Raw genomic sequence first — 13,616 nt, 5'->3', positions numbered from 1 at the left:
GGATGCCGCGCCGATCGAATTTTGCTGCAGCGAATGCACCGTGACCGCACCTGCCTGAACGAGAAGGGCGTGATTTTATGGGCTTTTGCGTTCGTCCGCCCCGGCGTCGAAAATACCGTCTTCTTTCAATGGTTCTCCCATGCGCCTGCTCGTCGTCGAAGATGACCGGCCGATCGCCCTGAGCCTGCAGCGCGCGCTGCAGCGCGACGGCAACATCGTCGACCTGAGCCACGACGGCCAGTCCGCGCTGGGCGCGCTCGTCGACGGCAGTTACGACTGCATCGTGCTCGATCTGGGTCTGCCCGACATCGATGGCACCGAGCTGCTGCGCCGGCTGCGCAAGCAGCGCCAGCACACGCCGGTGGTGATCCTGAGCGCGCGAGACGATCCGCCCGATCGCGTGCTCGGGCTCGATCTCGGGGCCGACGACTACGTGGTCAAGCCCTTCGATCTCGACGAGCTCGAAGCGCGCATTCGCGCGGTGACCCGACGCGGCCTGGCCCGGCGTGGAGGCGACGTCGAGATCGGCCGGCTGCGGCTGTCGATGGTCGAGCGCCGGGTCTTCATCGATGCCGATCCGGTGGAGCTTTCACCGCGCGAATTCGCGATTCTCGAATGCCTGATGCTGCGCCACGGTCGCGTCGTCAGCAAACGCCAGCTGCTCGAATCGGTGGACGGCTGGGACAGCGGCATGTCCGAGAACGCGGTCGAGCTCTACGTGCATCGCGTGCGCAAGAAGATCGAGCAATCCGGATCGGGCATCCAGACGCTGCGCGGCTTCGGTTATCTGCTGCAGGTCGATGAGCCGTCCTGAGCCTCGCCACAGCCTGCGCTCGGGCCTGCTGTTCGCGCTGGTCGGCCCGCTGAGCGCCGTGCTGGTGCTCGGCGGCGCGGTGTCCTACGGGCTCGCGAACTACTTCGCCGACAGCGTCTACGACGGCTGGCTGTTCGATTCGGCCAGCGCGCTCGCGCTCGAAGTGGAGCGCACCGACGACGGGCCTTTCGTCGATCTGCCGGCGCCGACCCAGCGCCTGTTCGAATGGGACGAAACCGATACCACGTACTTCCGCATCAGCGGTGAACGCAAGGGCCTCATCGCCGGCAGAACACAGCCGATGCCGGACGTCATCGGCGATGTCGACGACTACCACGGCGCCTTGCTCTACGACGGCGAGATCGACGACGAGCCCGTGCGCATCGCCCGCATCGAGCTTCCGGCGAGCCGCTACGGTGAAATCGTGCATGTCGAAGTGGCCGAGACCATGCGCAAGCGCAGCGGCCTGGCGAGCGCGATCCTGGCGAGCACGCTGCTTCCGCAGCTGCTGCTGATCGGCGTCACCGCCGCGGTCGTGCGGCGCGCGATCCGCCGCGGCCTGCGGCCTTTGCACAGCCTCGCGCAGCGGCTGGAGGCGCGCAGCCATCGCGAGCTCTCGCCGATCGCCGACGAGGGCGTGCCCGAAGAAGTGCTGCCGCTCACGCGCTCGCTCAACGATCTGCTCGCGCGCCTGCAATCGGCGGTGACCGCGCAGCAGCGCTTCATCGCGCATGCGGCGCACCAGCTGCGCACCCCGCTGACCGCGATCAAGCTGCAGGCCGAGGCGGTGATTCGCGAAAGCCGGCAGGACGAGATCGCGCCGCTGCTCGGCGCCCTGCGTGCCTCGATCGAGCGCGCTGCGCGGCTGACCAACCAGCTGCTCTCGCTGGCCCGCGCCGAACCCGACAGCAGCGGCGACCGGCCGTTCCGGCGCATCGACCTCGTCGCCCTGGTGCAGGAAACCGGCGCCGACTGGGCTCCGCGCGCCTTCGCGCGTGGGCTCGACATGCAGTTCGCCTGCGAGGACGAGCATCGGCCGCTGTGGATCGACGGCGACGCCGATCTGATCCGCGATGCGCTCAACAATTTGATCGACAACGCGATCAACTATCACCCGGGCCCGGGAACCTTGAGACTCGCTCTGCGGCGCCGACCGCAGCCCGAGATCCTTGTCGAGGATGACGGTCCGGGTATTGAGGCCGATCAGCGCGACACCATGCTGCGCCGCTTCGTGCGCGGAACCCGGGGCGAAGGCAGCGGCCTGGGACTGGCGATCGCGCAGGAGATCGCACATGCGCACGGCGGCGAGCTGCTTCTCGAAGACGGTCCGCGGGGCAAGGGCCTGACCGTGCGCCTGCTTTTGGGCCGGGAGCTGGGGAACCGGAGACGGGAGACGTAGAAGCGGCAGCTGCGGCGAAATCGCTTGCGTGCCGAGCCGGCCGGATTTCTCCTTTTGCGTCTCCCGTCTCCCGTCTCCCGTCTCCCGTCTCCCGTCTCCCGTCTCCCGTCTCCCGTCTCAGCGGCTCGCCTGGCGCTCGCGCAGGCGATACCAGCCGCGGCGCAGCGGGTTCATCTGCGGCAGTTTGAACACCGGCTCGGCGAGTTCGACCACGAAATCGACATAGCGGCGCACCTGCGGCGTCGGCGGCCTCGGGGCGACCGCGTGAATCGCGTCGGGGCCGTTGACGAAGCCGATGAAGCTGTTGGGCTGATACGCCAGGCTGCGGTCCAGCGTCACCTCGCGCCGCGAGGCCTGGTGCGCGTCGAAGCGCAGGCCGGGCGGGGACGAGAACAGCTGCAGCTCGCCGCCCGGCGTGTCGTCTTCGGGCGAGCGGAAATACAGCAGCCCGGTCCAGAGCTTGCGCACGTGGTCGACATGCGGAGCCTTCACCGACGAGGCCGTGCGCACCGGCGTGTTGACGACGATCTGGCATTCCAGCGTCACTTCGCCGACCTCGCCCGACCCGCGTCGCACCGCGCGCCAATCCTGCATGGGCTTGCCGAAGCGCTGTTCGAGTCCGGGATAGCGGGCCTGAATCTGCCCGCCGAATTCGCGCACGATCTGCTCCCAGAACGCCTGCGAGGTGTGCTGCTGCACGAACCAGCGCCAGGCCCCCGAGAAACCCGGCTCCGCGATCACGCGCGAGGAGGCGATGCGCAGCACGCGGTTGTCGAGCGCCTCCGCGCCGGGAGCGAACTGATCGAGCCGCGGAAAGCTTGCGGCGAGTTCGGCGTAATGGTCCTCGAGCAGGCAGGGCCTCGACTGCAGGCTCGCATATGGGGCGGGCTGGGCCGCGTACAGGCCGTGGCGGCGCAGCACGAGCCGGCGGGCGGTCGGAGGGGGCAGGAAGCCGATGTCGTTCATGACCGCGATGCTAGAAACGCGGACTGACGAATCCCTTTCGACTCGCTTACGAAAAGCTTTCGGCCTCGTGAGCCCGGCCCTCAGCGGCGCCGTAGCGGCCGGATTTATAATGATTTGATTAGCCTTCAGGGACCGGACCCATGGTCGACCGCGCGGTATACATCCACAGCAATGCCAAGCAGCTGATCGGCGCGCTGGTGGCCCAGCATTCCTTGCGCCGCAACAGCGCCGCGCCCGGGCGCTTCGACGTCGAAATCATCATGGCCGAGGATTTCGAGTTCCTGCGCAGGCAGGAGGGCAAGACCTATCTGCGTGAAGGCAAGCGCGTCATCTGGACCAACGACGACCTGCAGTCGTTCACGCCGTTGCGCTTCGCGGTGCCGGCGCTGCGCGGCTACCAGGGCCGCGCCGTGCTCATGGACCCCGACATCTTCGCGGTCGGTGACATCAACGAGCTGCTCGATGCCGACATGGGCCAGGCTTCGCTGCTCGCGCGCCGCATGGCGGCCGACGGCCGGCGTCCGCTGCATTACGCCTCGAGCGTCATGCTGCTCGACTGCGCCCGGCTCAGGCACTGGGACGCCGAGGCCGATTTCCAGAAGACTTTCGACGGCACGGTCGACTATCGCGACTGGATGTGGCTGCTCACGCAGCCCGCGGGCTCGATCGGAACCTTCGGCGACGAGTGGAACGACTTCGACCACCTGGACCAGAACACCAAGCTGCTGCACAACACGCACCGCCGCACGCAGCCGTGGAAGACCGGCCTGCGCGCCGATTTCACCTCGCGCGGCACCACTTTCGGCAAGCGCCTCGGCATCAAGGCGCGCAAGGCGCTCGCCGCGATCACGGGCGGCAGCCCGACCGGCTATTACTCGGCGCACCCGGACCCGGCGCAGGAGCGCTTCTTCTTCGGCCTGCTCGGCGAATGCCTGGACAACGGCAGCATCAGCCCTGCGCTGCTCGAAGCCGAGATCAAGCGCGAGCATGTGCGCGCGGATGCTTTCGAACTGGTGCGCAAGGCCGGGCGAAAACCGGCGCTCCAGGGGGCGGCTTGAGCGGCACCAGCGCGCACCCGGTCTGGGTGCTGCTCGGCCGCCGAACCGGCGACAACAATCAGCTGATCGCGGCGGCGCTGGCCCTGGGCCTGCCGTTCGAGATGATTTCGCTCAAGTTCAAGGGGCCGGCGCTGCCGAACGTGCTGCTCGGAGCCAGCCTGCATTCGCTGGCGAACCCCGAGGCGATTCCGGCCGGCTCGCCGCGCCTGGTGCTCAGCATCGGCCGACGCTCGCCCGCGGTGGCGCGCTGGATTCGCAAGCGCTCGGGCGGAGTCACGAAGCTCGTGCATTTCGGCCGGCCGTGGGGAAGGGCGCAGTGGTTCGACCTGGTCGTCACCACCGCGCAATACGGGCTCGAACCGGCGCCCAACGTCATCTGCAACGTGCTGCCGTTTTTGCGCGAGCGCGAGCGCACGGCCTTGCCGGGCGCGCTGCATGAACGGCTCGAAGCCTTGCCGAGGCCATGGACGGTGCTGCTCGCCGGGGGCAACAGCCGGCCGTATCGCTTCGGAGCGGATGTCGCGCGCGCGCTGGCCGACCGCGCCAACGAACTCGCGCAGGTCGAAGGCGGCAGCCTGCTGTTCCTGCGCAGCCCGCGAACGCCGGAAGCCTGCGCGCAGCTGATCGCCGGGCGCCTGCGCGGGCCGCATTACGTCTACCAGCCGCAGCGCGACGATAACCCGTACCTGGCGCTGCTCGACCGGGCCGACCGCTTCATCGTCACCAGCGACAGCGCGCTGATGGTGGCCGAGGCCTTGTCGACCGCCAGGCCGGTCGAAGTGTTCCGCCTGCCGCGCGAGCCCGACTGGCGCTACCGCTTCGTCTCGGGATGGAACGCGCTCGCCGAGCACAACGCGCTGCTGCGCGTACCGCTGCGATGGCTGCAGCGCAACGGGCTCATCACCTCGACGCGCGAGCTCGAAGGCTATTACCAGCGGCTCGACAGCGTGGGCGCCTTCTCGGAGGCCGGCGCCGCGGCGACGGTCGCGCGCGCCGAATGCGAGCGCACGATCGCGCGCATCCGCGAGCTGTTGGAGCCCAAGCCCGGTATCAGCTCGCCGCGAGCGTGAAGCCGAAGGTGTTGATGCCGCTCGCGCTGCGCGCGAACACCGAGCCGCCGTGCATGTTGGCGATCGCACGCACGATCGCGAGCCCGAGGCCATGGTTGTCGCGGCTGCCGCTGCGCGCGCTGTCGAGGCGGTAGAAGCGGTCGAACAGCCGCGCCAGGTGATCGTCGGCGATACGCGGGCCGGAGTTGTGCACGGCCACGCGTACGCCGTTGGCGTCGCTGGCGATCTCGGCGACGATCTCGGAGCTGCGCTCCGAGTGCTGCACCGCATTGATCAGCAGGTTGGTCATCGCCCGGCCGAGCAGGGCGGTCTCGACCGCGATGGTCGCGTCGCCGTCGATGCGCACCTGCACGCCGGCATCGTCGAGCACGAAGTCGAGATACTCGACGGTCTTGGCGATCTCCTGCGCAAGCGAGACCTGGACGCGGTCGCGCGCGCGCTGGCCCTGGTCGGCGCGCGCGAGAAACAGCATGTCGTTGACGATGGCGCGCAGGCGTTCGAGCTCCTCGAGGTTCGACTGCAGGGTTTCTTCGAGATCGCCGGCCTCGCGCTCGCGTGACAGCGCGACCTGGGTCTGGCCGATCAGATTCGTCAGCGGCGTGCGCAACTCGTGCGCCGCATCGGCGTTGAAGCCTTCGAGCTGCTGATACGCCGATTCGAGACGATCGAGCGCGCCGTTGAACGAAGCGGTGAGCTCGGACAGCTCGGGTGGCAGACCGGCGCTGTGCAGGCGCTGCGACAGCTTGCTCGGGCTCAGGCCTCGCGCCTCCTGCGCCAGGCGCTCGAGCGGACGCAGCGAGAAATGCGCGATCCAGTGACCGAGCACCGCCACCAGCAGCATGCCGGCGATCGACACGCCGATCAGCGCATAGGTGAACGAGTTCATCGTCTCGATGTAGCGGCCCTTGTCGACCGCCGAGACGAAGCGCACCACCGTCTTGCCGTCGACGAGCGTGAGTTTGCGCGTGAGGATGCTCAGCGGCGCCTCGTGGCCCTCGAGATGGATCTCGCCATAGCCTTCGTTTCGCGCGACTGCCATGAGCTCGGGCGTGGGGCTGCCGTAGTGAAAGCCCGGATCGTCGCCGAGCACCCAGTAGCGGGCGCTGCCGTTGTCGGGCGTCACCGCATCGAGCCGCGTCACCACCAGATGCCAGCGCGCGGGCTCGCCGTTGCGTAGCACGAGCGGGGTGTAGAGATCCATGCGCCGCGTGAGCTCCGCGCGCTCGCTGCGATCGAGCTCGCGCTGCAGCACGCCGTGCAGCACCACGCCGAACAGCACGAACACCAGAAAGCCGGTCGCCGCGAACATGATCGCGAGGCGCCGCGAGATCGACAGCCTCACGCGGACCGCTCCTGCGGCTCGCGAACCTCGAGCACGTAGCCCATGCCGCGGATGGTGTGCAGCAGCTTCTGCTTGAACGGATCGTCGAGCTTGCCGCGCAGGCGGCGCACCGCCACTTCGACGACGTTCGCGTCGCTGTCGAAATTGACGTCCCAGACCAGCTCGGCGATGACGGTCTTGGACATGATCTCGCCCTGGCGGCGCGCGAGCGCGGCGAGCAGGGCGAATTCCTTGGCGGTCAGGTCGAGCCGCTGCCCCGCGCGCCAGGCCTTGCGCGCGAACAGGTCGATCTCGAGGTCGCCGATGCGCAGCTGCGACACCGCCGCCTGGCGACCGCGCCGCGTGAGCGCCTGCAGGCGCGCGATCAGTTCGAGGAACGAGAACGGCTTGACCAGGTAGTCGTCGGCGCCGGCCTGCAGGCCGAGCACGCGATCGTCGATGCGATCGCGTGCGGTCAGCATGATCACCGGCGTCTGTTTGCGCAGGCGCAGCTCGCGCAGCACCGACAGGCCGTCCAGACCCGGCAGCATGACGTCGAGCACGATCACGTCGTAATCGATCTCGATCGCCAGATGAAGGCCGCTGACGCCGTCGGTGGCGAGATCGACCGAGTAACCCTGCTCGCTCAGGCCGCGCTGCAAATAGGCGGAAGTCTTGGGTTCGTCTTCGACGATCAGGATCTTCATACGCCTGCGAGTATGCCTGGACTCAGGACTGTGCCGGCGGGCGCGACGGCACCACGCCCATGGTCTGGTACAGCGTCACCAGCCGCAGCGACACATCGGCCGAGGCCGACGACCAGTCGCGCTCGGCGTCGTAGAGGCTGCGTTCGGCGTCGAGCACGTCGATCATCGACAGCAGGCCCTGCGCGTACTGCGTGCGCGCGATCGCCGCCGCCTTGCGCGCCGCATCGGCCGCGTGCCCGAGCTCGGTCTGGCGCAGCTGGCCCTGCGTGTACAGCACGATCGCGGTCTGCGTTTCCTGCAGCGCGGTGCGCACCGACGATTCGTAGGCCAGGTAGGCCTGCTCCTGGCGCGCATCGGCGACGTCGATCGCGGCGCGGATGCGGCCGAAATCGAACAGCGGCGTCAGCAGGCCGGCGCTGATCGACCAGGTGTTGGTCGAGCTCTTGAAGATGTCGCTGGCGTCGGTCACGCCGATGCCGATCAGCGACGACAGCGTGAGCTGCGGATAGCGCAGCGTGCGCGTCGCATCGAGCGTGGCCGCCGCCGCGACGAGCCGGCGTTCGGCCGCGCGCACGTCGGGACGCTGGCCGAGCACCTGTGTCGGTGTCAGCAGCACCGACAGCGCGTCGGTGGTCGGCAGGCTGTCGGACGACACCTCGCGCGGCAGCAGGGCTTCGAGCGCCTCGGGCGTCGAAGCGGTCAGTCGCACCAGACGATGAAACGCCGATTCGGCCTGCTCGTGCGCCTGCGGAACCGCGGCGCGGATGGTCGCGAGCAGGGAGTTGGCGCGCTCCACGTCGAGCCGCGAGCCCATGCCCTGGCCGAAGCGGGCCTGGGTGATGCGCGCGGTGCGCGCCTGCGCTTCGACGGTCTTTTCGGCCAGCGACTGCTGCACGCGAAAGAGCCGGTATTCGAGGTAGCTGCGCGCCACTTCGGCGAGCACGGTCAGGCGCACCGCATCGCGATCGGCTTCGCTCGCGAGCAGGCTGGCTACTTCGGCGCGCTGCTGCGAACGCAGGCGACCGAACAGGTCGAGCTCCCAGTTCACGGTCGGGCCGATGCTGGCCGATTCGCGCAGGCTGCCGCCGAGCTGCAGCGGACGGCCGCGCGTGAAGTCGGCGTCGAGATTGAGTTGCGGAAGCAGGGCGGAACGCGCTCCGGCCCGCGAGGCGCGCGCCTCCTGCACGCTGGCCTCGGCGCTGCGCAGATCGAGGTTGCGCGCTTCGGCGCGCTTGATCAGCTCGTCGAGCACCGGATCGCCGAACAGCGTCCACCACGCGGCCGAGCCATCGGCGGTGAGCTGCGTGACGTCGCCGGCCGGAGCTTCGCTCCACGAGGCTTGCAGCTCCGCGGTCGGCAATGGCTTGGGCGTGCTCGCGCAACCCGCGAGCAGTACCGCGGCTGCGGCGAGGCAAAGCAAGGCGGAGCGACGGAGTTTCATGTTCGATCGATTTGAAGAGCGGCTGCCCCGGCCGCTTTGCAGGAGTCTTGCCCAAGCCTCTCTGCCACTTGTAGGAGAGGGTGGTCCGAAGGGCCGGGAGAGGGGCTGCCAGGAAACTGCGCTCCCTGTGGAGACGCCCCCTGTATCCCCCGCTGTGCGGGGACTCTCTCCCGCAAGCGGGAGAGAGGAGCGGCAGGGCAGGCGCGGCTGTGCGTCGGCTCCGGACATCCCCGATCCACCGGTGCCCTGGAGGGCGAGAGGGACGACACCCGTAAGCCGATGGTACGCGGCGCTCATCGCGCGGTCTCCGGCATGGGGGTCGCGATGCCATGCGTGCTGGGCGTTTCGCGATGGAACAGCCTGTCGAGTGCCAGGTAGACCACCGGCGTCGTGAACAGCGTGAGCAGCTGGCTCAGCAGCAGGCCGCCGACGATCGCGAAGCCGAGCGGCTGGCGCAGCTCCGAGCCCATGCCGAGGCTGAACATCAGCGGCACCGCGCCGAGCAGCGCGGCGAGCGTGGTCATCATGATCGGGCGGAAGCGCACCAGGCAGGCCTTGTGCACGGCCTCGCGCGGCGAAAGACCTTCCTCGCGCTGCGCATGCAGGGCGAAATCGACCATCAGGATGCCGTTCTTCTTGACGATGCCGATCAGCAGCACGATGCCGATCATCGCCATGATCGAGAAATCGAAGCCGAAGGCCGACAGCATCCAGATCGCGCCGATGCCCGCGGACGGCAAGGTCGACAGGATCGTCAGCGGATGCACGAAGCTCTCGTACAAAACGCCGAGGATGATGTAGACCGCGAGCAAAGCCGTGAGGATCAGCACCGGCTGACTGGCGAGCGAATCCTGGAAGGCCTGCGCATTGCCACGGAAGCTGCCGCTGTATTCGGTCGGCATGCCGATCTCGGCCTGCAGCGCCTGCACCATGTTGACGACGTCGCCGAGCGCATAACCCGGCGCGAGGTTGAACGAGATGTTCGCCGACGGAAACAGCCCGTCGTGCGCGATCGACAGCGGTCCTGCGGCGGTGGGCTGCACGCTCGCGAGCGCGGACAGCGGCACCATTTCGCCGGTCAGCGGCGAGCGCAGGCGGAAGTAGTCGAGGCTGTTGATGCGGCCGCGCAGCGCCGGATCGATTTCGAGGATGACCTTGTACTGGTTGGTTTCGGTCTGGTACTCGCTGATCTGGCGCTGGCCGAAGGCGTCGTAGAGCGCCTGGTCGATATCGGCGGTCGACAGCCCGAAGCGAGCGGCCGCTGCGCGATCGATGACGAGCTTGGTGACGGCGGCACCGAGCTGCAGATCGCTCGACACATCGCGGACCATCGGCGAGGACTTCATGCGATCGACGAGCAGGTCGGCCCAGCGCGCGAGGCCGTCGCTGTCCGGGCCCTTGAGCGCGTAGAGAAACTGCGCGCGGCCGCCGCGGCTGCCGACGTTGACTTCCTGGTTGGTGCGCAGGAACAGCTGGATGCCCGGAACCTGCGCGGCCTTCGGACGAATGCGATCGATGAATTCTTCCGAATTCACATCGCGGTCCTTGATGTTCTTGAGCGAAATCCAGAAGCGCCCGGTGGACACCGAGGTGCTCGAAAAGCCCGCGCCGACCGCCTGGATCATGCCATCGACGGCCGGGTCGGCGAGCAGGATGTCTTCGAGCATCTTGTTCTTCACGAGCATGTCTTCGTAGGAGACGTCTTCGGCGGCCTGCGAAGTGCCGAGCACGAAGCCGGTGTCCTGAATCGGGAAGAAGCCCTTGGGCACCATCACGTAGCTCGCCACCGCCATGCCGACGGTGATCGCGAACACGCCGAGCATGATGCGCTGGTGATTGAGCGTCCACACCAGTCCGCGATCGTAGAGCGCGATCAGGCGCTCGGAGAATCCGCCGGGCTTGTGCTCCGGAGCCGACTTCATGAAGCGCGAGGCGAGCATCGGCGCGAGCGTCAGCGAGGCGACTACCGAGATGAGGATCGCGGCCGTCAAGGTCAGCGAGAACTCGCGGAACAGGCGGCCGATGGTGCCGCCCATGAACAGCAGCGGGATGAACGCCGCGATCAGCGAAAAGCTGATCGTGACGACCGTGAAGCCGATCTCGGACACGCCCTTGAGCGCGGCCGTGCGCATCGGCTCGCCGGCCTCGAGATGGCGATGAATGTTTTCGACGACGACGATCGCATCGTCGACGATGAAACCCACGCCGACGATCAGCGCCACGAGCGTGAGGTTGTTGAGCGAAAAGCCCAGCGCGTACATCGCCGCGGCGGTCGCCACCAGCGCGACGCTGAGCACCGAGGCGACGATCGCGGTGGCCGACAGCTGGCGCAGGAACAGGCCCATGACCAGGATCACGAGGCCAATCGTCACGCCGAGCGTGAGCTCGACTTCGTGCAGCGAGGCGCGCGTGGTGCGCGTGCGATCGGACAGCAGTTCGAGCTCGACGCCGGCCGGCAGCAGGCTGCGCAGGCGCGGCAGCTCGGCAATGATGCGGTCGGCGGTCTCGATCAGGTTGGCGCCGGGCTGGCGGCGCACGATCACGCCCACGCCGCGCTCGCCGTTGATCCAGGCCGCGAGGTAATCGTCCTCCGAACCCGTGGTGACCTTCGCCACGTCGCCGAGGAAAACCGGTACGCCGTTGCGATAGGTGACGACCAGGCCCTTGTAGTCGTCGGGCTTGAAGATCTGGTCGTTGGTGGCGATCGTCGAGATGCGCTGCGAGCCGTACAGCGCGCCCTTGGCCTGGTTGACGCTCGCGTTGCGGATGGCGGTGCGCACGTCGGCCAGCGTGAGGCCGAAGGCGGCGAGCTTCTCCGGCGCGGCCTGGATGCGCAGCGCCGGCTTGCGCAGGCCGTTGAGATCCACGACGGCGACGCCTTCGATCTGCGAGATCTGGCGCGCGATCAGCGTCTCCGCGAGATCCGACAGCTCGATCGGCGTGAGCAGCTCGGATTGCATGCGCAGCAGCAGGATCGGGCCATCGTTGGGATTGACCTTCTTCCAGGTCGGCAGGCTCGGCAGCTCGGCGGGCAGTCGCGCGGTGGCGGCGTTGATGGCGGCCTGCACTTCCTGCGCGGCCACGTCGATGCTTTTGTCGAGCGTGAACTGCAGCGTGATGCTGGTGCTGCCGAGCGAGCTGCTCGAGGTCATGTCGGTGATGCCCGGCACGCCCGACAGCTCTACCTCCAGCGGCGTGGCGACCGACGAGGCCATGGTCTCCGGGCTCGCGCCGGGCAGCTTGGCGCTGATCTGGATCGTCGGCAGATCGATCTCCGGCACCGCGGCCACCGGCAGCTGCGGAAACGCCAGCACGCCGAGAAACAGCGTGCCGAGCGTGAGCAGCACGGTGGCGATCGGATGATCGATGAACCAGCCCGACAGACCGGGCTTGGTGAGTCCCAGCTGAGCCCGGCTGGGTTGCAGATGGGCATCACTCATTGTCTGGGCTCATCCTCAGTCGGCCGCCTTGTTCACGGCCGCCTCGACTTCGCGCACCTGCGAGCCGGCCTTGATGCGCGAATAGCCGTCGATGACGATGCGATCGCCCTGCGCAAGCCCTTCGGTGACGACGACGATGCTGTCGTCCTGGAACGAGGTTTTCACCGGAACCACCTCGGCCTTGCCGTCCTTCACGCGGAACACGTAGGCGCCGTTGAGGCCGTGGCGCACGCTGCGGACCGGCACCACCAGCGCCTTCGGAAACTGGCCCGTGAGCAGCTGCACGGTGACGAACTGGCCCGGCCACAGCGAGCCGTCGGTGTTCGCGAAATCGGCGCGCAGGCGCACCATGCCGGTGGTCGGGTCGACCTGGTTGTCGACCGTCGCGAGCCTGCCTTCGGCGAGCTGGGTGCCGGCTTCGCGCGTGTAGGCCTTGACCGGCGCGGCCGCGCCTTCGAGCAGCGGACGCAGCGTCGGCAGCAGCTCCTGCGGCAGGCTGAAGATGACCGAGATCGGGGTGATCTGGGTCACCGTCACCAGGCCTTCGGCATCGTTGGCGCGAATCAGGTTGCCGGCGTCGACGCGACGCAGGCCCACGCGGCCGTCGATCGGCGAGACGATGCGCGTGTACGAGAGCTGCACCCTGGCGGTGGCGACCGCGGCCTCGCTCGAGCGCACGGCGGCGCGCAGGCGCTCGACCGTCGCGGTCTGCTGCTCGACGATCTGCACCGACACCGCTTCTTCCTTGAGCAGGTTGCCGTAGCGCACCTGATCAAGCTCGGCCGACTTGAGCTGGGCCTGGTTGCTCGCGAGTTCGGCCTCGGCCTGCATCAGCGCGGCGGCGTATTCGCGATCGTCGATGCGGGCGAGCAGATCGCCACGCTTGACCATCTGGCCTTCGCGGAACAGCACTTCGGCGAGCACGCCTTCGGCCTGCGAGCGCAGCGTGACGGTGTGCAGCGACTGCACCGAGCCGATGCCGCTGGTTGATTGCGGAACGTCGCGCAGCTGCACGGTTTCGATCCCGACCGGAATCACGGTCGGCTTGACGGCGGGCTCGGTCTTGCCGGCCCCGAAATACCACCATGCCAGAGCGGCCAGAGCGAGAAACACGCAGGCGAGCAACACGGAGCGCTTGCGCAGGGCGGCGGTCATCGATTCATCCTGAAGGAGGCGCCGCACGCTGCGGCGAGGCTAAAAGTAAAGCAACCCGATGGACCTCGGCCTGACACAAAGCTTACGGCGTCGTCAGCAAGTTTTCGTGGGCGCACAAGCCCTTACGAAGCTTCCTCCCTGGACGCGCGGTCAGGCCACGTTGATCCCAGTTTGAAGATAGGGGGAGGGGCGATAACCGGCAAATGAAATGCGAGCGGGGGCGCATAACCGGGGGTTATTGCCGT

General features: G+C 68.0%; 10 protein-coding genes. 4 read left to right on the top strand and 6 right to left on the bottom strand.

Going from position 1 to position 13,616, the window contains the following annotated elements:
- Window positions 1–139 precede the first annotated feature (139 nt).
- Window positions 140–814 carry a response regulator transcription factor gene (locus WQQ_RS21520; RefSeq protein WP_007187387.1) on the top strand — a complete coding sequence of 225 codons (675 nt, stop codon included), beginning with the start codon at window positions 140–142 and terminating at the stop codon, window positions 812–814.
- On the top strand, window positions 801–2,213 hold the full coding sequence (locus WQQ_RS21515) for a sensor histidine kinase (RefSeq protein ID WP_007187386.1): 1,413 nt from the start codon (window positions 801–803) through the stop codon (window positions 2,211–2,213). Before WQQ_RS21520 ends, WQQ_RS21515 begins: the two co-directional genes overlap by 14 nt.
- 117 nt (window positions 2,214–2,330) lie before the next feature.
- On the opposite strand, the gene WQQ_RS21510 is transcribed toward WQQ_RS21515, so the two are convergent.
- A complete protein-coding gene (locus WQQ_RS21510) occupies window positions 2,331–3,179 on the bottom strand; it encodes a hypothetical protein (protein ID WP_007187385.1) in 849 nt (282 codons plus the stop codon).
- A gap of 140 nt (window positions 3,180–3,319) precedes the next feature.
- Here WQQ_RS21510 and WQQ_RS21505 point away from each other — a divergent pair, with 140 nt between their 5' ends.
- Window positions 3,320–4,237, top strand: coding sequence for a glycosyltransferase family protein (locus WQQ_RS21505; RefSeq protein ID WP_007187384.1), 918 nt, complete (start codon window positions 3,320–3,322; stop codon window positions 4,235–4,237).
- Window positions 4,234–5,307 (top strand): ELM1/GtrOC1 family putative glycosyltransferase, encoded by a 1,074-nt coding sequence (locus WQQ_RS21500; RefSeq protein ID WP_007187383.1) that lies wholly within the window; start codon window positions 4,234–4,236, stop codon window positions 5,305–5,307. The genes WQQ_RS21505 and WQQ_RS21500 overlap by 4 nt, the downstream gene beginning before the upstream one ends.
- On the opposite strand, the gene WQQ_RS21495 is transcribed toward WQQ_RS21500, so the two are convergent.
- The 5 genes from WQQ_RS21495 to WQQ_RS21475 form a co-directional block, all read right to left on the bottom strand.
- A complete protein-coding gene (locus WQQ_RS21495; RefSeq protein WP_007187382.1) occupies window positions 5,288–6,649 on the bottom strand; it encodes a heavy metal sensor histidine kinase in 1,362 nt (453 codons plus the stop codon). The genes WQQ_RS21500 and WQQ_RS21495 overlap by 20 nt on opposite strands.
- The gene (locus tag WQQ_RS21490; protein WP_007187381.1) at window positions 6,646–7,335 is read right to left on the bottom strand and encodes a heavy metal response regulator transcription factor; all 690 of its coding nucleotides are present in this window, start codon (window positions 7,333–7,335) and stop codon (window positions 6,646–6,648) included. Before WQQ_RS21490 ends, WQQ_RS21495 begins: the two co-directional genes overlap by 4 nt.
- Window positions 7,336–7,357: 22 nt before the next feature.
- Window positions 7,358–8,776, bottom strand: coding sequence for an efflux transporter outer membrane subunit (locus WQQ_RS21485; RefSeq protein ID WP_007187380.1), 1,419 nt, complete (start codon window positions 8,774–8,776; stop codon window positions 7,358–7,360).
- A gap of 293 nt (window positions 8,777–9,069) precedes the next feature.
- Entirely contained in the window at window positions 9,070–12,216 is a 3,147-nt protein-coding gene (locus WQQ_RS21480) for an efflux RND transporter permease subunit (RefSeq protein WP_007187379.1), read from the bottom strand.
- A 15-nt stretch (window positions 12,217–12,231) separates the two neighbouring features.
- Window positions 12,232–13,371 (bottom strand): efflux RND transporter periplasmic adaptor subunit, encoded by a 1,140-nt coding sequence (locus tag WQQ_RS21475; protein ID WP_007187378.1) that lies wholly within the window; start codon window positions 13,369–13,371, stop codon window positions 12,232–12,234.
- Window positions 13,372–13,616 lie beyond the last annotated feature (245 nt).

Origin of the sequence: Hydrocarboniphaga effusa AP103, from assembly GCF_000271305.1 — a bacterium.
Lineage (GTDB): Bacteria > Pseudomonadota > Gammaproteobacteria > Nevskiales > Nevskiaceae > Hydrocarboniphaga > Hydrocarboniphaga effusa.
Note: the sequence above shows the minus strand (reverse complement) of the source record. Positions and strands in the feature narration are given on the sequence as shown.